This is a genomic window from Faecalibacterium sp. I3-3-33, assembly GCF_023347295.1.
Taxonomy (GTDB): Bacteria; Bacillota; Clostridia; order Oscillospirales; family Ruminococcaceae; genus Faecalibacterium.
Map to the genome: position 1 here is coordinate 1634935 of NZ_CP094469.1, position 18325 is coordinate 1653259.

Annotated in this window: 16 protein-coding genes; 5 read left to right on the plus strand and 11 right to left on the minus strand. The window is 58.4% G+C overall.

Going from position 1 to position 18325, the window contains the following annotated elements; genetic code table 11:
* Positions 1–25: 25 nt before the first annotated feature.
* A complete protein-coding gene (hprK, locus tag MTP39_RS07835) occupies positions 26–961 on the minus strand; it encodes an HPr(Ser) kinase/phosphatase (RefSeq protein WP_117526175.1) in 936 nt (311 codons plus the stop codon).
* A gap of 269 nt (positions 962–1230) precedes the next feature.
* Here hprK and MTP39_RS07840 point away from each other — a divergent pair, with 269 nt between their 5' ends.
* From MTP39_RS07840 to MTP39_RS07850, 3 genes are read left to right on the plus strand one after another with little or no spacing between them, the layout of a single operon-like run.
* Positions 1231–3012 (plus strand): Na/Pi cotransporter family protein, encoded by a 1782-nt coding sequence (locus MTP39_RS07840; protein WP_249240079.1) that lies wholly within the window; start codon positions 1231–1233, stop codon positions 3010–3012.
* A 3-nt stretch (positions 3013–3015) separates the two neighbouring features.
* The gene (locus tag MTP39_RS07845; protein WP_249240080.1) at positions 3016–3702 is read left to right on the plus strand and encodes a response regulator transcription factor; all 687 of its coding nucleotides are present in this window, start codon (positions 3016–3018) and stop codon (positions 3700–3702) included.
* On the plus strand, positions 3699–5048 hold the full coding sequence (locus MTP39_RS07850; protein ID WP_249240081.1) for a sensor histidine kinase: 1350 nt from the start codon (positions 3699–3701) through the stop codon (positions 5046–5048). The genes MTP39_RS07845 and MTP39_RS07850 overlap by 4 nt, the downstream gene beginning before the upstream one ends.
* On the opposite strand, the gene MTP39_RS07855 is transcribed toward MTP39_RS07850, so the two are convergent.
* From MTP39_RS07855 to MTP39_RS07865, 3 genes are read right to left on the minus strand one after another with little or no spacing between them, the layout of a single operon-like run.
* A complete protein-coding gene (locus MTP39_RS07855; protein ID WP_249240082.1) occupies positions 5045–6001 on the minus strand; it encodes a hypothetical protein in 957 nt (318 codons plus the stop codon). The two genes, MTP39_RS07850 and MTP39_RS07855, sit on opposite strands and share 4 nt — an antisense overlap.
* Positions 5998–6783: a hypothetical protein gene (locus tag MTP39_RS07860; RefSeq protein ID WP_249240083.1), complete on the minus strand. Its 786-nt coding sequence runs from the start codon at positions 6781–6783 to the stop codon at positions 5998–6000. Before MTP39_RS07860 ends, MTP39_RS07855 begins: the two co-directional genes overlap by 4 nt.
* A complete protein-coding gene (locus MTP39_RS07865; RefSeq protein WP_249240084.1) occupies positions 6780–8246 on the minus strand; it encodes a spore germination protein in 1467 nt (488 codons plus the stop codon). The genes MTP39_RS07860 and MTP39_RS07865 overlap by 4 nt, the downstream gene beginning before the upstream one ends.
* A gap of 77 nt (positions 8247–8323) precedes the next feature.
* Between MTP39_RS07865 and MTP39_RS07870 the strand changes: the two genes are divergently transcribed.
* On the plus strand, positions 8324–9016 hold the full coding sequence (locus MTP39_RS07870) for a DUF421 domain-containing protein (RefSeq protein WP_249240085.1): 693 nt from the start codon (positions 8324–8326) through the stop codon (positions 9014–9016).
* Positions 9013–9381, plus strand: coding sequence for a DUF4363 family protein (locus MTP39_RS07875; protein ID WP_249240086.1), 369 nt, complete (start codon positions 9013–9015; stop codon positions 9379–9381). Before MTP39_RS07870 ends, MTP39_RS07875 begins: the two co-directional genes overlap by 4 nt.
* A 115-nt stretch (positions 9382–9496) precedes the next feature.
* On the opposite strand, the gene nrdR is transcribed toward MTP39_RS07875, so the two are convergent.
* The 7 genes from nrdR to MTP39_RS07910 all read right to left on the minus strand — a co-directional run bounded on the left by nrdR (position 9497) and on the right by MTP39_RS07910 (position 18313).
* Entirely contained in the window at positions 9497–9964 is a 468-nt protein-coding gene (gene nrdR, locus MTP39_RS07880; RefSeq protein ID WP_097780379.1) for a transcriptional regulator NrdR, read from the minus strand.
* Between the two features lie 16 nt (positions 9965–9980).
* Positions 9981–12314: a protein translocase subunit SecF gene (secF, locus tag MTP39_RS07885; RefSeq protein ID WP_249240087.1), complete on the minus strand. Its 2334-nt coding sequence runs from the start codon at positions 12312–12314 to the stop codon at positions 9981–9983.
* 182 nt (positions 12315–12496) lie between these two features.
* Positions 12497–13777, minus strand: coding sequence for an aminotransferase class I/II-fold pyridoxal phosphate-dependent enzyme (locus MTP39_RS07890; protein WP_249240088.1), 1281 nt, complete (start codon positions 13775–13777; stop codon positions 12497–12499).
* Between the two features lie 226 nt (positions 13778–14003).
* Complete coding sequence (clpX, locus tag MTP39_RS07895) at positions 14004–15326, minus strand: ATP-dependent Clp protease ATP-binding subunit ClpX (RefSeq protein WP_249240089.1); 1323 nt, start codon at positions 15324–15326, stop codon at positions 14004–14006.
* A 36-nt stretch (positions 15327–15362) separates the two neighbouring features.
* Entirely contained in the window at positions 15363–15959 is a 597-nt protein-coding gene (gene clpP / locus MTP39_RS07900) for an ATP-dependent Clp endopeptidase proteolytic subunit ClpP (protein ID WP_015538544.1), read from the minus strand.
* Positions 15960–16096: 137 nt separating this feature from the next.
* On the minus strand, positions 16097–17413 hold the full coding sequence (gene tig / locus MTP39_RS07905) for a trigger factor (protein WP_097780382.1): 1317 nt from the start codon (positions 17411–17413) through the stop codon (positions 16097–16099).
* Positions 17414–17629: 216 nt separating this feature from the next.
* Entirely contained in the window at positions 17630–18313 is a 684-nt protein-coding gene (locus MTP39_RS07910) for a metallophosphoesterase (protein ID WP_249240090.1), read from the minus strand.
* Positions 18314–18325: the final 12 nt, after the last annotated feature.

Sequence of the window (18325 nt, forward strand, 5' to 3'; positions counted from 1 at the left end):
GTCAGGCTCCTTTTTATAGAGAGGTTCAGTCCATTTTGTCATCCAGCCCCAGCCGGATCAGCAGCTCCTTGGCCGCGTTGTAACCCATCTTCTTCTGGCGGTTATTGATGGCTGCGGTCTCCAGTACCACAGCCAGATTGCGGCCGGGAGAGACCGGGATGCTGGTGCTGGGAATGCTTACGCCCAGAATGTCGTAGTATTCGCTTTCCAGCCCGGTGCGCTGGTAGTTCTTGGTGGGGTCCCATGCTTCCAGCTGCACCACAAGATCCAGACTTTCGCTTAGCTTGACGGCACCCACGCCGTACACACGAGCCACGTTGACGATGCCGATGCCGCGCAGCTCGATAAAGTGACGGATGTTTTCCGGTGCAGTGCCCATGATCTGGCGGTTGGACACCTTGCGCAGCTCCACGGCGTCATCTGCCACCAGACGGTGACCGCGCTTGACCAGCTCGATGGCCAGCTCGCTTTTGCCGATGCCGCTGTCGCCCAAAATCAGGATGCCCTCGCCGTACACCTCCACCAGCACGCCGTGCCGGGTGATGCGGGGCGCAAGCTCTAAGTTCAGCACGCTGATCAGGCTGCCCATCAAAGTGCAGGTAGTCTCGTTGGAACGCAGCAAGGCAACTGCGTGCTTCTGCGCCAGCTCCTGCATTTCCGGGAAGGGTTCCAGCTCCTCGCTGCGGCAGACGATGACCGCCGGGGGCTGCTGCCGGAACAGCTGTTCCAGTGCCTCGTAGCGCTTTTCTGCCGTCAGACCAGACAGAAAGTTCATTTCTGCCAGACCCATGATCTGCAAACGGAGCTTATCGAAGTAATCATAGTAGCCCGCCAGAAACAGACCCGGGCGGTTGACCTCGGCGATCTCCACGCTGATCTCATCCAGCGCCCGGGGGGTGTATACTACTTCCATGCTGACGCGGTCGGTCAGCGTTTTAAGCGAAACATTGAACGTACCCATCCTGGTTCCTCCTGTATCCTCTTGCCGCGCTGTGCTGCGGGCACTCTTGTTCCTATTATAATAAAATTCGGCGGCAAATACAACGCCCGGGGCGCTGTTTTTGTACTGTGGGTGGGAAACCGACGCTGCATCGCAGCCCGTGCACAGGATTTTTACATTTTTCTTACTTTACATGGGTTTTACATTTCGGCGATTTCAGATTTTACATTGTTTTTCTATACTTAAAGCACAGGAGAAAAACACGTCAAGATAAAGTGAGGAAAACACTTATGACCATTTTTAATGTCTTTTCGCTGCTGGGAGGTCTGGCCCTGTTTTTGTTCGGTATGGACATCATGGGCAAGGCACTGGAAAAGCAGGCCGGCGGCCAGCTGCAAAAAATTCTCAGCAAACTGACCGATAACCCCCTCAAGGGCTTTTTTCTGGGTCTGTGCGTGACCGCCGTCATCCAGAGTTCCAGCGCTACCACCGTTATGGTGGTGGGCTTTGTCAACAGCGGCATCATGGAGCTGCATCAGGCCATTGGTGTGATCATGGGCAGCAACGTGGGCACCACCGTGACCAGCTGGATCTTGAGCCTTTCCGGTTTGCAGGGCGACAGCCTGTTCATCCAGCTGCTCAAGCCCACTTCTTTTAGTCCGGTGCTTGCATTTATCGGCATTTTGCTGTATATGTGTAAGAGTGAGAAGAAAAAGGGTGTTGGCACCATCCTCATCGGCTTTGCTGTGCTGATGACCGGCATGACCACCATGTCCAACGCGGTGCTGCCGCTGCAAAACGAGGCATGGTTCACCAGTCTGTTCACCCGCTTCTCCAACCCCCTGCTGGGCGTTCTGGTGGGTGCACTGGTCACCGGCATCATCCAGAGCTCCAGCGCCAGCGTAGGCATCTTGCAGGCGCTGAGCGCCACCGGCGTCATCACCTACGGCAGTGCCATCCCCATCATCATGGGTCAGAACATCGGCACCTGTGTAACCGCGCTGCTGTCCTCCGTGGGTGCCAACAAGAATGCCCGCCGGGCTGCTATGGTGCACCTGTACTTCAATATCATCGGTGTGACCATCTTCCTGTTCGGATTCTATGGGCTCAACGCAGTCTGCCACTTTGCCTTTGTGAATACCACCATTGAGGCATGGGGCATTGCAGTGGTGCACTCGATATTCAATATCCTTGCTACCGTCATCCTGCTGCCCTTTGCTACCGGGCTGGAAAAGCTGGCCATCCTGACCATTCCCGATTCCCCGGAAAAAGAGGAGTTTGCTCTGCTGGATGACCGTCTGCTGAACACCCCCGCTGTGGCTGTGGAGCGCGCCCGCGCCGCTACCGCTGAAATGGCAGAGCTTGCCCGGGTGGGTGTGGTGCAAGCCATGAGCCTAACCCACGAATGGAACGACGAACTTGCCCAGAAGGTGCGGGACGAGGAAAAAAAGGTAGACCGGTACGAGGACGCGCTGGGCACCTATCTTGTCAAGTTGTCCGGCCGGGAACTGAACCACGCCGACAGCCAGAGCGTGAACACCCTGCTGCACACCATCAGTGATTTTGAGCGCATCAGCGACCATTCCGTCAACCTGCTGGAATCCGCCGAGGAGATGCACCAGAAGGAGATCCACTTCTCCAAGGATGCACAGGAGGAACTGCAGGTGCTGGAGGATGCGGTGCAGGATACCCTGAGCCGCACCACCGATGCCTTCCGCAAGGGGGATTTGCACCTTGCTTCCAAGGTTGAGCCGCTGGAGGCTGTGGTCAACGAGCTGGTGCGTGCCATCAAGGCGCGGCACGTCGCCCGCCTGCAGGCCGGCAGCTGCTCTATTGAGTACGGCTTTGTGCTGGACGATCTGCTGACCAACTACGAGCGTGTGTGCGACCATTGCAGCAACGTGGCAGTTGCGCAGATCGAGGTGGCACAGGACAGCTTTGACACCCACGCCTACCTGAACGACCTGCGCCACGGCAACGACACCAAGGAAAGCGAAGAATTCCACCGCCGTCTGGGCCGCTACCGCGAGCGGTATCTGTTCCCGGACGGACAGACTGCTGAGGAGAACTGAGTTATGATTTATATCGTAGAGGATGACGCTTCCATCCGGGAGCTGGAGCAGTACGCCCTGCAATCCAACGGCTACGAGGTGCAGGGCTTTGAGAGCGCCGAGCCCTTCTGGCAGGCCATGCGTGCCGCTGAGCCGGAGCTGGTGATCTTAGACGTGATGCTGCCCGGCGAGGACGGCTTTTCTATCCTGAAAAAGCTGCGCAACACCCCTTCCCTGCGCAAGCTGCCCATCATTATGGTCACGGCAAAATCCAGCGAACTGGACACCGTGCGCGGGCTGGACTGCGGCGCAGACGACTACATTGCAAAGCCCTTTGGCATCATGGAATTTCTCAGCCGGGTGCGGGTGGCGCTGCGGCGCTCTGCCCCGGAGACAAGGCCGGACGTGCTGGTTTTTCACGAGATCCAGCTGGATAACGCCCGCCACAGCGTTACGGTGAACAGCACCCCCGTGGAGCTGACCTACAAGGAATACTGCCTGCTGCGGCTGCTGCTGGAAAACACCAGTCTGGTGGTGACCCGCGAGACCATTTTGCAGGTGGTGTGGGGCACCGATATCTCGGTGGAGAGCCGTACCGTGGATATGCACATCCGCACTCTGCGCAAAAAGCTGGGCGATGCGGGGCGTTACATCTGCACCGTGCGCAAGGTGGGCTACAAGCTGTCCGATGAGGAGGCCGAAGAAGAATGAAGCTGCGCAGCATGGAAGAAAAGATCAGCTACCGGCTGTTCCTGATGGGCTTTCTGGGACTTATATTCACCGCAGCGCTGTGCATTTTTGTGTTCCATAAAGCCTTTACGGCGCAGGCATGGTCGGGTTTGGAGCGCGAGACCGACCTTGTGTGCGCCGGGTACGAGCAGGCCGGAGACCCCGCGCAGCTGAGCGCCTTTGTGACCGATGATCTGCGCGTGACCTTGATCAGTCAGGACGGCAGCGTACTGTTTGAATCTGCCACCGACCAGCCCATGGAAAACCATCTGACCCGCCCGGAGATCCGCGATGCCATTGCAACCGGCGAGGGACGGGACATCCGTGACTCCCAGACCATGGGCTACGAGACCTATTACTATGCGCTCCGGCTTTCCGGCGGGGACGTGCTGCGCGTGGCGCAGGACGCCGAGACTGTGTGGTCCATCTATGACGCCACCATTCCGGCCATCGTGCTGAGCTGTGTGGCGCTGATGCTGGCCGCTGCGGTGCTGGCTGCCCTGCTGACCAAAGCACTGGTGCAGCCGGTTCTGAACATGACCGAGGACTTGGATCATATTCAGGAAAATGTGCCCTACCGGGAACTGATTCCCTTTGCGGAGAGCATCCATTCTGACCGTATTCTGCGGGAAAACAATGAGAAAATGCGGCAGGAGTTTACGGCCAATGTCAGTCACGAGCTCAAGACCCCGCTGACCAGCATTTCCGGCTACGCAGAGCTGATCGAGACCGGCATTGCAAAGCCGGAGGATGTGCCGGATTTCGGCCGTAAGATCCACAGCGAGGCCACCCGCATGATCCAGCTGGTCAACGATATTTTGCAGCTTTCCAAGCTGGATACCGTAACCGAGACCGGGGACACCCCCGTGATGGAAACGGTGGACCTTTTGGAGGTTGCCAAGGAGTGCGTGGAGCGCCAGAAGCTGAACGCCCGCCGCGCCTATATCTCCCTGACCTATCTGGGCGAGAACGCCCCGGTGCTGGGCAGCCGTGCGCTGCTGGATGAGCTGTGCCAGAACCTGTGCGACAACGCCATCCGCTACAACCGCCCGGGCGGCAAAGTGCAGATCATTACCGCCTGCAGCCGGGACGGGCACTGCTCCCTGACCGTAACGGATAACGGCATCGGCATTCCGCGGGAGGCGCAGTCCAGCGTGTTCGAGCGCTTTTACCGGGTGGATAAGAGCCGCAGCAAGGCCACCGGCGGCACCGGGCTTGGGCTTGCCATCGTCAAGCACATTGCCCGCATCCACAACGCCCGCATCAAGCTGGAAAGTCAGGTGGACGTCGGCACCACTATTACTGTCACCTTCCCCACCGCCTCTTAATACAGCATGAAATGCACGTCTGTCCGCAATTGCGGGCAGGCGTTTTTTGTCGGGTCAAAGCTTGCGCCGTTGCCGCTCTGCAGCGCTTCTCGGGCTTGCAGGTGCAGCACATCCACGCCCTCCTGCCAGCAGCCTTGCAAAAGCGCCGTGCACTGCGCTGCAAGCTGTTGCCGCTGGGCCGACGTGGGCAGCGGGCTGTGGGCGGTACGCTGGCAATCCAGCCGCACAAGCACCTGCGCCTTTTGCAGGGTGACCGAAACGGTGCAGCGCCGGATGCCAATGCGCTCCCCTTCCAGCCAGAGCTGCCGGGTGCCGCTCTGCCCGGTAAGCAGACGGTATACCTCGGCCTGCTCCGGGGACAAGGGCGTATTAGCTGCCACAGTATGAAGAACGCCGCCCTCCTGTAACGTCACCTCTTCCGCGCTCCACCGGAGAATGGGCAGAAGCCCCGGCTCTGTATGCTCATACAATCGTGGCGCGGTGGGTGCTGCGGTCTTTATTTGTGCCATCAGAGCGTCCGGCAAAGCGGCTTGTGCGGCAAGTTGGTTTAGATTCCCTTCTGCACAGAGCAGTCTTGCCGCCGTGCGTCCGCAGCCGCGCCGCAGCACCAACTGCTCGTACTCTGTTAATAAGGGCTCTTCCGCTTTTGGCAGCAGCAGATAATCACACAGGCGGTAGCTTGCCGTTTGGGGCAGCGCCTGCTCTGCCGCAGCCAGTGCCCGTTCCATTGTTTGCCCCTCTGCCTGCACAAACTGCAATGCGGCAGAGGCTTCGGCGGCATCGGCGGCGGCCTGCGGTGCCTGATAGAGCAGCCCTGTCTGATACCCCTGCTCCGTCTGTGCCAGATACACCGCCCGCACCATGCTTTTCTCCGTGCTTTCGCAGCGCAGGAATAAAAGACACCACCCTGCCAGCAGAAAATACAGCAGTTTGCAAGATTTCTGTTTTCTCATGGCTGCACCTCTATTTTCTGCTGCCAGAGTAACCGGATAGCAGTACACAGCATAGCCACCCGATAGACGGCGCACAGCAGCCACAGCAGCAAAAGCAGCGCATCCATGCGGGAAAAGCTGCCGCCGTTCCACGCCCGCAGCAACTCCAGCCGGGGATATGCGTTGCCGCCAAATAGTAAAGCACTGCCCAGCAAAGCCACAGCCTGCACCGCAAAGCCCCATACCGGCAGCCAGACTGTGCGGCGGGCAGACCGCGCACTGCACAGAAGCGCTCCGGCAAAATATTCTGCATAAACCGGTACGCTCCAGTTTGCTCCAGTCGGCTGTGCCGGGGCAAACAGCCGGTACCAGTGCAGCTGCCCTGCAAGCCCCAACAGGCAGACCAAGCCGCCCACGGCAGCGAACCACCACAGCACCCGCGCCGAGGCGTTCCAGCTTGCGGGACGGACGCCCCACCCTGCCCAGAGCAGCAGCGGCAGAAAGCCCAGCAGTGCCATGGAGGAAAACTCTGCCGTGCACAGCCCTTGTGCCTGCGCGAGAGTGTGCACCAGTTCCATAAAAAGCCCGGCTGTCAGTGCCAGCCGCACCGTAAAGGAGGGCACTTTGTTTTGCAATGCCGCTGCTGCCAGTGCAGAAAGGACACACAGACACACTGTGCTGACTGCGCCCAGCCACAGCGCCCGACGCGCCGGGACGCTTTGCGGGATGCCGTCTGCCAGTGCTGCTGTGACTATACTCAGCGTCAGCGCCGCCGGGGTAAAATGTTCTGCTTGCTGCTTCATGACTGCCGTTTCCTCCTCTCCCGCTTTTGCCAGATATTGAACCCCTGCCGGGACAGCTGCCGGTAGTTGCGGCGCAGAACGCCGTCCTCGGAAAGTGGCTGCTGCGGGAACGGGTGCGGCGCAAGGTATGGCACGCCCAGTGCTTCGGTGCTGACGATGCTGAGCAGAAAGCCGAAAAACGCCACTGCCAGCCCTACCGGCCCGGCAAGCCCCGCCAGCAGCACCGTGCCGATGCGCAGCAGAGTGGCAGGCTCGTACAGAGCCGGGGTGACAAAGACTGCAATGGCGGTAATACTGGCCACAAAAATGACCGGGGTGCTCATGAGCCCAGTGGCAATGGCGGCATCGCCGATGATGAGCGCCGACACCAGACTGACCGAGTGTCCCAGTGACTGCGGCATCCGCAGTCCGGCTTCCCGGATGATCTCTAAGATCAGGATCACCAGCAGCATCTCGGCAAAAAGGGGCAGCGGAGTAGCCTTTTCGGCGGCTTCGATCTTATACAGCAGCTGCGGGGGCAACAGCTCCGGCAGATACACCGCCACACACACAAAGACCCCCGGTAAGAACACCGTAAGGTAGAAAGAAAAATACTTCAGCACCCGCAAAAAAGAGGAAAATACCGCCGTGGAAGCGTAATCATCCAGACACTCGAATTGCTCGCTGAACAGTGCGGGCAGCACCAGCGCCGAGGGGCTGCCGTTGACCAAAATTACCAGCTTGCCCTCACAGAGCTTCGCGGCGGCGACCGCCGGGCGCTCGGTGTAGTGCACCGGGGTGAACAGCCGCGCCTTGCCGGGCAGCAGCCACGGCACAAAATAGCTGGAATCCAGCAGCAGCTCCGGCCTTGCACTTTGCAAAATGGCACGCACCCGGCGCACCATAGCGGGGTCGGCACGGTCCTTGCAGTAGCAAAGGGCGTACTCCGTATTACAGCAGGTGTGCGCCTGCGCGGCCTCCTGCACAAGGGTGTCAGTGCGGACAAGACGGCGCAGAAGGCTCAGATTTACCCGCAGCAGGTCGGTGAAGCCTTCCCTGCTGCCGCGCAGATTGCCTTCGCCGGAGGGCTCTTCCACCGAGCGGAACTTGAGCCCCTGCACTGAGAAGGCAATGCCGCTGCTGCACCCATCCAAGAGCAGCACCGCCATGCCGGCGGTCAAACGCGCTATCAGCTGCGGCATATCCTGCACTGGGGTGCTTTCGGCCGGAAACGCCGAGCCATGCAGGATATGCGCATAGGTTTGCGTACCAGTAAACCGGACAGAAGCAGACTGCCGCCCGGCGGCGTCCAGCAACAGCTCCCAGAGCGAATCCAAGCTTGCCATACCGTCAAACATTACGATGCACCCCGGGCAACCGTACAAAACGATCTTCTTCGCATAATAATCTGCCGATTTGCCAAACCTAGCATCAAGCGCGGACAGGTTTTCCGCAAGGCTTTGCGAAAGCAACTGCACATCCATCACTCCTTTGTGTGTGCAGTATGCCCGCTTTGCCGCAGCGGAATACGCCGCGCACACCGCACCGGGAGGGTTTGTGCATGAAACTGCTGCTTTGCCGCACCATTATCCTGTATCTCTGCGTTTTGTTTGCCATGCGGCTGATGGGCAAGCGTCAGCTGGGAGAATTGCAGCCGGAGGAGCTGGTATCCACCATCCTGATCTCCAATCTGGCGTCCATCTCCATTGAATCCGAGGATGTGCCCATCACCGCCAGCCTGATTCCTCTGTTTCTCATTGCGGCGCTGGAACTGCTGGGTTCAGTGGTGAGCTTCCGCAGCCAGAAGTTTTTCAATTTTCTCTCCGGGCGTCCCAAAACGGTCATTCTGGACGGAAAGATCGACCAGAATGCTTTGCGGATGCTGCGGTTGACCACCGCCGACCTGATGGAGGCACTGCGCGGCAAGGATATCTTTGACCCGCGCAGGGTGTCCTACGCCGTAATCGAAACGAACGGCACGCTGTCGGCAGCGCTGCGCCCGGAGCAGGAAGCGGCTACCCTGTCCGACTTGCAACTGAAGGTGCAACAAACACAGGCTACCATCCCCTTTGTGCTGGACGGGCAGGTGTTGGAGGATAATCTGCGCTGGTGCGGCAAGGACCGTGCGTGGCTGGAGCGCACCGCCACGGCAAACACCGTTCTGCCGCAGGAGATCCTGCTGCTCATCGGCAACGAGACCGAGGACTATTTTCTGCTGAAAAAGGAAGGCCGTCAGCCGGGAGGAAAACAATGAAACGGATCTATGCGTGTATCCTGATCGTAGCCGCACTGCTGGGGGTATCCCTTTACAGCAGCGGACGGGTGCAGGGCTTTGCGCAGGATATCTCAGCCGACTTGGACTGCGCCCTCGAGGCTGTACGGCAAAAGGACTTTCCCATTGCGCGGCAGGCGCTTGCCGAGGGCGCAGAGTTGTGCGACACCATGCGGGAAACTATGAGCCATCTGCTGCGCACTGCCGATTACACGGAACTGGAAGCTGCACTGCGGGCGGCAGACGGATACCTTGAGCAGCAAGCCACCGAGGACGCACTGGGCGAACTGCGCCGCGCACAAGTGGAGGTGGAGCGGCTGGAATGGCTTGCCCGGCGGCTGGTGTAAGCGGCGCAAATTATATTTCACGCTTGTCGCGTCCTGCGGGCCGCGACAAGCGATTTTTTACAATAAAAACAGACCGAGAGACGTCCAAAAGCATCTCTCGGTCTTAAATTACAGTTTACTGATTTTCCTTACGGTCGCCCACAAGCTTTTTCAGTTCGTCAAGGAAGCTTTCCACATCCGCAAACTGGCGGTAGACCGAAGCAAAGCGGATATAGGCCACCTCGTCGATCTTTTTCAGTTCCTGCATGGTCAGCTCGCCGATGCGCACACTGGGGATCTCGCGGTCGTAGGAGCTGAACAGGGACTGCTCGATGCTGCTGACGGCGCGCTCCAGCGTTTCGTAGCTGACAGGGCGCTTGGCGCAGGCGCGCAGCATGGCGTTGAACAGCTTCTGCCGGTCAAAGGGTTCGCGGGAGTTATCCTTTTTGATGACCACCAGCGGCACTGTTTCCACCACCTCGTAGGTGGTAAAGCGCATGTGGCAGTTCAGGCACTCGCGGCGGCGGCGGATGCGCTCGTTATCTTCCGTGGGGCGGGAGTCGATCACCTTGGATTCCTCCGCACCGCAATAAGGGCACTTCATCGTTTGTTCCTCCGCCTCAGTTTTTCTTTTTGCTGCGCTCGCTCCACAGCACCCAAGCCGAAGTGGAAACGCACAGAGAGGTGTACACACCGCTGATCATACCCATCATCAACGGGAACGCAAAGGTGAAGATGCTGTCCAGACCATAGAGCTTTGCCACGATGCACATCACGCCCAGTGCCATCACAGTGGTGATGGTGGTAATCAGGGTACGGCGGGCAGACTGGTTGACCGACAGGTTGACCAGTTCCTCAAAGCTGCCCTTTTTGCCCATAAGGGTGCGATTCTCGCGGATACGGTCGTACACCACAACGGTATCGTTGATGGAGTAGCCGAGAATAGTCAGCATGGCGGCGATAAAGTTGCCGTCCAGTGCGGTGCGCAGCAGCACAAAGGTGCCGAACACCACCATCAGGTCGTTGACCAGCGCCAGCACTGCCATCATACCGCCGGTCAGACCGCCGATGTTCTTGAAGCGCAGGGCGATATACAGCAGAATGAGCACCAGTGCAAACACCACAGCCACCAGGCTCTTCTGCAGGAACTTGGTGCCCATGGCTGCGCTGACGTTGCTCAGGGACAGCTGGGCAAACTGGTTGTCCGGGTAGTTCTCGTTCAGGGAATCCAGCAGGTTCTCCACCTGCTCGGTGGTCACGGTCTCGGTGCCGGGCATGGAGATTTTCAGGGTCTGGTCGCCGGTGGCCACGTTCTCACCGGTCTGCAAGGTCAGACCGGTGTTTTCCAGCGCCGCAGCAGCGGTCTTTTGCACAGCGGACTGATCAAAACTGCCCTCGTAGGACAGAGTGATCATGGCACCGCCGGTGAACTCGGTATCCAGATGCACGCCGAACACTGCGGCGCACAGCAGAATGACCGCCATCAAGCAGGCAGAGAAGGTCAGGAACTTTTTGCGCAGGGATACGAAATCCACCGGCTTCTTTTCAGCCTTTTCCTGCCCGGGCTTTGCAGCGCCGTAGAGCCACGGGTTGCGCAGTGCCTTGATGGCAGCTGCGCCGCGAATCATGACACGGGTAGCGAACACGCCAAACACGAAGTTCAGCAGCACGCCGGTGAGCAGCGTATAGCCGAAGGCATAGATAGTGCCTGCGGTAGAGGGGCCGAAGGCGAAGAACACAAAGTGCAGTGCCTTGGCAAACAGGCCATCCGAGGGGCCGAAGGCACCCATGAGCACGATGGCCACGATGACGATGGTCACATTGCCGTCAATGATGGGGGTCAGGCCGCGGGCAAAGCCGCTCTTCAGTGCGCCATCCAGCGATTTGCCGTTTTTCAGCTCCTCCTTGATGCGCTCGGCGGTGATGACGTTGGCATCCACGCCCATGCCGATGGCCAGAATGATACCTGCGATGCCGGGCAGGGTCAGGGTAAAGCTTTCAAACACCGGGAAGTAGCCGGACACAAAGGCCAGCGTAGCCGCCACCTGACCGGCCAGCGCGATGCAGGCCAGAAAGCCCGGCAGACGATACAGCACCGTCATGAACACCACGATGAGGGCAAAAGCGATCAGGCCTGCCAGCACCATGGCACCAAGGCTGTTTTCGCCCAGACTGGGGCTCACGGTGGAGTAGCTGTCCACGCTCAGAGCAAAGGGCAGTGCACCGGAGTTGATCTGGCGCGCCATCTTGACCACGGCATCCTGCGTAAAGGGATTGGAGGCCGAACTGGTGATGATGGCCTGTCCGTCGGTGATAGCGGTGTTGACGGTAGCGGTGCTCACGTTCTCGTCGTCCAGCCAGATGCTGATGCTACCCTTGTCGGCGGCCAGCTTGGTGGTGGCATCGCCAAAGGCCTTGGCACCCTCGGTGGTAAACTTGAGGGCAACGTAATACTCGGAACTGCCGCCGTTGCTCACAGCGCCGTACTGCGCCGAAGCGCTTTCGACCATGGAGCCGTCAAGGATCAGCTCGCCGTCCTTGCTGGCTCCCTCGCGGAAGGTCAGGTAGGCGGTGGTGCCGATCTCCTGAATGGCAGACTCAGGGTCAAAATCCGTCTCGCCGGACTGCCACGGAAACTCCAAAATCAGGCTGTCGGAGTTGTTATCCACATACAGCTCGTAGTCGGTCACGTTCAACGCGACCAGACGGTTCTCAATGACCAGACGGGCGGCATCCAGCTGCTCGTCCGTGGCATCGTAGCCATCCGAGGGCACAAAGGTGACGTTGACGCCGCCCTTGATATCCACACCAAAGCGGATATCCTTTGCACCCTTGATGTAGGTGGTGGTCACATCGCCGTATTTTGCCGCCACGCCAAAAAAGGCGGTGTAGACAAACACAACGATCAGCAGCGCGGTAACGACCAGCTGCCATGCTTTGCCTTTTGTTTTCATAAGTCGGGAACCTCCAAAAGCGGCGGCTGTGCAGCCGCAGCCGTTTTTGTTGTGAACCGCAAGTTTTGCCGACGGTTCCTCTCCTCACAGAGCAGCCGTCGTGCCGACCTTTCTGTGATAAAACTCCCCTGCCAGCCCTGCAAAGAGCCCCGCAGAGGAGAATATACAAATTATTTCACGCCTTAGGCCATGTCAGCCAGCAGCTTTTCCACAACAGCCAGACGCACACAGACGCACAGCAGCTCGGAAGCGGTCTCCACCTCGTCCAGACTGGGATAAGTGGGAGCGATGCGCAGATGGGAATCCTGCGGATCCTTGTGGTACGGATAAGCAGAGCCTGCGCCAGTCAGCACCAGACCTGCATTCTTGCACAGTTCCGCCACGCGCTTTGCGCAACCGGGCATGACATACAGGCTGATGAAGTAGCCGCCCTTAGGGTTGGTCCAGTGGGCAATATCGCCGCAGGGGGTGAGGTTGGCGGCAAAGGCGGTCTTGACGGCATCGAAGCAGGGCACCAGACGGCGGCGATGCTTTGCCATGTGTGCCAGAACGCCCTCCTTGTTCTTCAGGAAGCGGACGTGGCGCAGCTGGTTCATCTTGTCGTAGCTGATGATCATCACCGAGAAGCGTTTGCACATATACTTCATGCTGTTGTCACTGCATGCAATGGCAGAAACACCGGCACCCGGGAAGGTGATCTTGCTGGTAGAAGTGAACATGAACACGCGATCCTGCGTGCCATACTTCTTGCTCACGTTCAGCAGCACGGGGGTCTCGATGATCTCCTCGGTCAGGTGATGGACGATGTAGGCCTCATCCCAGAAGATCTTGAAATCCGGGGCGGCGGTCTTCATCTTGGCAAAGCGCTCGATGGTCTCATCACTGTAAGTGTAGCCATCGGGGTTGGAGTACTGCGGCACGCACCAGATACCCTTGATGGTATCGTCCTCAGCCACCAGCTTTTCCACAACGTCCATATCGGGGCCGTTGGGGGTCATGGGCACGCTGATGAGCTCAAAGCCGAACTCCTCGGTAATGGCAAAGTGACGGTCATAGCCGGGCACCGGGCAGAGGAACTTGCGCTTTTCCACCTGAGACCAAGGACAGGGAGACTCCGGGAAGCCGAACACATAGCCGATGTTGATGAGGTTGTACATCAGCTGCAGGCTGGAGTTGCCGCCCACGAACACCTCGTTGGGCTTTACGCCGAACACATCTGCAAACAGAGCGCGTGCTTCGTGCAGGCCCTCCAGCTCACCGTAGTTGCGGGCATCGGTGCCTGCATCCGTGGTGTAGTCGGTCATCTTCAGCAGGTCCATTGCCAGATCCATCTGGTGGGGGCCGGGCTTGCCGCGTGCCATGTTCAGCTTCAGACCCTTTGCCTGAAACTCTTTATAAGCCTGTTCCAGCGCTGCCTTTTCAGCGGTCAGCGCAGCGCGATCCATCTCGTGATAATTTGCCATTGAATACACACTCCTTTATAGTACTTCCTATTACCCAATTCTATGGCTCGTCTTTTGCGGTATGCCCCTGCCAGAGAACACACGCCGCACGATCCATACTTTACTATTATAGTACATTTTCCTGTCAGAAACAAGAATTTGAAAGCAAAAAGCCCTGTCAAAAGCAAAAAGCTTTTGAAACAGGGCCTTGCAAGCGGGTACACTCCCCTGCTGTGCGGCGATGCCGTCAGCTGAGAGTGGCCTGATTTTTATAGCGTTTGCGCACAGCGCCGTATTCCAGATGTGCCTCGCCGCCCTCCACGGTGTCCTCGTCCACGGTCACGCGGATGATGGTGGCATCGCTGGGCACCTCGTACATGATAGGCAGCAGGATGCTTTCCATCACGCTGCGCAGACCGCGGGCACCGGTCTTGCGCTCGATGGTCTTGCGGGCAATGGCGTGCAGGGCTTCGTCCGTGAAGGTAAGCTCCACGTTATCCATGCCCAGCAGCTCTTTATACTGCTTGACCAGACTGTTGCGGGGCTCCTTGAGCACGCGCACCAGTGCATCCTCGTCCAGATCGTCCAGCACGGTGATGACCGGCAGACGGCCGATCAGCTCCGGGATCAGGCCGAACTTGACCAGATCGTGGGGCTCTACCTTGCGCAGCAGAGCGCGCTCGGCCTCGGTGGAGTTATCCTTCAGCGCACTGCCGAAGCCCAGCGCGGACTTATCGGTGCGGCGCAGGATATACTTGTCCAGACCGTCAAAGGCACCGCCGCAGATGAACAGGATGTTGGTGGTGTCGATCTGGATGAACTCCTGCTGCGGATGCTTGCGCCCGCCCTGCGGCGGCACGTTGCTGACAGTGCCCTCCAAGATCTTCAGCAGTGCCTGCTGTACGCCCTCGCCGCCCACGTCGCGGGTGATGGAGGGGTTTTCGCTCTTGCGGGTGATCTTGTCGATCTCATCAATGTAGATGATGCCGATCTGTGCCTTCTGCACATCAAAATCTGCCGCCTGGATCAGCTTGAGCAGAATGTTCTCCACGTCCTCACCCACATAACCGGCCTCGGTAAGGGTGGTGGCATCCGCAATGGCGAAGGGCACGCCCAGCATCTTGGCCAGTGTCTGCGCCAGCAGGGTCTTGCCCACGCCGGAGGGACCAAGCAGCAGCACGTTGGACTTTTGCAGCTCCACATCGCCGCCCTTGCCGCTGAGGATGCGCTTATAGTGGTTGTAGACCGAAACGGACAGCACACGCTTTGCCTCGTCCTGACCGATGACATACTGATCCAGACCTTCCTTGATCTCGGCCGGGGTCATGATGTTGATATCCAGATCTGCGGCAGCGGGCTGGACATGGGCGCGGCTTGCGCTGCCGCGTCCCGGACGGGCACTTTTGGGCTGATCCGGCTTGTCAGAGAGCAGATCGCGGCACAGGCCGATGCACTCGCTGCAGATATTGACCCCGGGGCCAATGATCATGCGCTCAACCTCGTCCTGATGTTTGCCGCAAAAGCTGCAAATCAGATCCTTATCGTTTTTGCCGGAATTGTTATTTGCCATAGCTGTTTTTCCTTATCCTGGATAGATTATAGCGGTTTACCGGTGGGCAATGACCTCATCGATCAGGCCGTATTCCTTTGCCTGCTGCGCGGTAAGGTAGTTGTCGCGCTCGGTGTCCTGCTGGATCTTTTCCAGCGGCTGGCCGGTGTACTCGCTGAGCATCCGGTTCATCTTATCGCGGATATAGACCATGTGCTCGGCATGGATCTTGATATCCGTGGTCTGGCCGGAAAGGCCGCCGCCCTGACCGCCGATCAGCGGCTGGTGGATCATGATCTCGGCATTGGGCAGCGCAAAGCGCTTGCCCTTGGTGCCGCTTGCCAGCAGGAATGCACCCATAGAGGCAGCCATGCCCATGCAGATGGTGGAAACGTCGCACTTGATATACTGCATGGTGTCGTGGATGGCCATACCGGCACTGATGGAACCGCCGGGGCTGTTGATATACAGGCTGATGTCCTTATCCGGGTCCTGCCCTTCCAGATACAGCAGCTGCGCCACCACAAGGCTTGCGGTGGTATCGTTGACATCCTCGCTCAGCACGATGATGCGATCGTTCAGCAGACGAGAGAAAATATCGTAAGAACGCTCTCCGTGCGCCGACTGCTCGACAACGTAAGGAACAAAACTCATAAAGTTCGCCTCCTGAAATGGTTTAAGTTTATTGGCAAAATTGACCGATACGGGTCCCCTGTAAAGTTCAGCCGTACCGGTCAATTTTAACAACCTTTGATAAAACGCCTGCGGCGCTTTACAGGGCCCGGCACTGATTACTCAGCGTCAGCAGCCTTCTCAGCCTCTGCGGGCTTTTCCACGATGTTAGCGTGGCTCTTGATGAAGTCGATGGCCTTGGTGCGAGCCAGATCCTGCTTCAGATCCTCGAGGTTGATCAGCTCACGAACCTTGTCCTCTTCCATCTTGTACTGGTCAGCAATGCGCTTGATCTCGGCATTGATCTCGTCCTCGGAAGCCTCGATGTGCTCAGCAGCGGCAACAGCCTCCAGAGCCAGACCGATCTTGACCTGCTTCTCAGCCTGCGGCATGAAAGCGGCGCGGAACTGTTCCATGGACTGACCCATATACTTCAGGTAGTCCTCCAGACGCAGACCCTGCTGCTCCACACGGAAAGCAAAGTCGTTGACCATCTCGTCCATGCGGACATCGTACATTGCCTGAGGGATCTCGCCCTCCATGCTCTCGATGACCTGATCGACCAGAGCATTCTCGACAGCCAGATCATCCTGCTTGTCCAGCTGCTCCTGGTTGTTCTTGCGGATGGAAGCCTTGAACTCGTCCAGAGTGTCGTACTCGGAGCAGTCCTTTGCCAGCTCGTCATCCAGAGCGGGCAGCTCCTTGTACTTGACCTCGTGCAGCTTGATCTTAAAGACAGCAGCCTTGCCAGCCAGCTCAGCAGCCTGATACTCGGTGGGGAAGGTGACATTCACGTCGAACTCCTCACCGGCGGAGTGGCCAACGACCTGCTCCTCAAAGCCGGGGATGAAGCTGCCGCTGCCCAGAGTCAGGTTGTAGTGCTCAGCCTTGCCGCCCTCGAATGCAACACCGTCCACAAAGCCCTCGAAGTCGATATCAGCGATATCGCCATTCTGAGCAGCGCCCTCACGGGTCAGCTCACGGGCGTTGCGCTCCTGCACACGCTTCAGCTCAGCGTCCACAGCCTCATCGGTAACAGTATGGACAGTCTTTTCCACGGTCAGACCGTTGTAGCTGCCGACCTTGACCTCGGGCTTCACGGCGACCTTAACGGTCAGGGTAGCGCCCTCTGCCTCGCTGGCAGAATCCACGGTGACCTCGGGACGGCCCACGGGCTCCACACCGGCTTCCTTAGCGGCAGCCTCGAAAGCCTCCGGGAACAGCTCGTTGATGGCGTCGTAGGTAAAGACGTCTGCGCCGTACATCTTCTCGATCAGAGCCTTGGGAGCCTTGCCCTTGCGGAAGCCCTGCACAGGGTACTTCTTGCCCTCTTTTTTGAAAACATCGGCAACAGCCTTCTTGAAAGCCTCTGCATCGATGGAGAACTGCAGTTCTGCCATGCTCTTCTCGAGCTTTTCACACTTGATGAGATTCATTTGTTTATCCTCCACTCAAATATTCTATTGCTCAGGGCAGGAAGTTTTTGCCCGGGGCAACCGCGCACCACGTCCTTGCTGTATGCACACGGAATGCGGGGACGCGCGCGCTCAATTGGGTGCAACAATCGCGTCAAAACTTATTATAGCACGCTCTGGACACAATTGCCATACCAAATTTTTAAATTTTGTCGTTTTTGCCCTTTTATCCCGCCGTTAATTGATGCGGTAGGGGCAGAAACGCAGGCCGTCGGCACTTACCAGCTTGTACCGGATGCCGTCCACCTCGCCCTGCACGGCAAACCGGATGGCGTTGCCGTGCAGATGCCCATAGAAGCAGGTCTTGATGCCGTACTCCTTCAGGGTGGCTACGATCTCCGGGGCGCTGGTGCCGGTGTAGACCGGCGGGTAGTGCAGGAACACCAGCTTTTCCAGCCCGGGCTCCGCAGCCTGCAAGCTCATGCGCAGACGGCCGATCTCCCGGTTCATCACCTTTTCGTCGTGGGGCTCCCCCACATCGAACAGCCAGCCGCGGGTGCCGCAGATGGCGTACCCCTCCACGCTGTAAGAATTGTTGTGCAGGATGTGCAGGGTGTCAAAGCCCTCGGTCTTGAGGTAGGCGTTCATCTTGTTGGCGGTGGACCACCAGTAATCGTGGTTGCCCTTCATGATGATCTTCTGCCCGGGCAGCTGCTGCAAAAAGGCAAAGTCCTTACGGGTATCGGTCAGGCGCATAGCCCAGCTGATATCCCCCGCCAGCACGATGGTATCCTGCGGGGTGATGAGCTTGCGCCAGTTTTTCTCCAGCCTGTCCACATAATCGTTCCAGCCGGGGAAGATATCCATCGGCTTGGATGCGCCCAGAGAAAGATGGGGGTCGCCAAGCACAAAAAGTGCCATAGTCTGTTTACT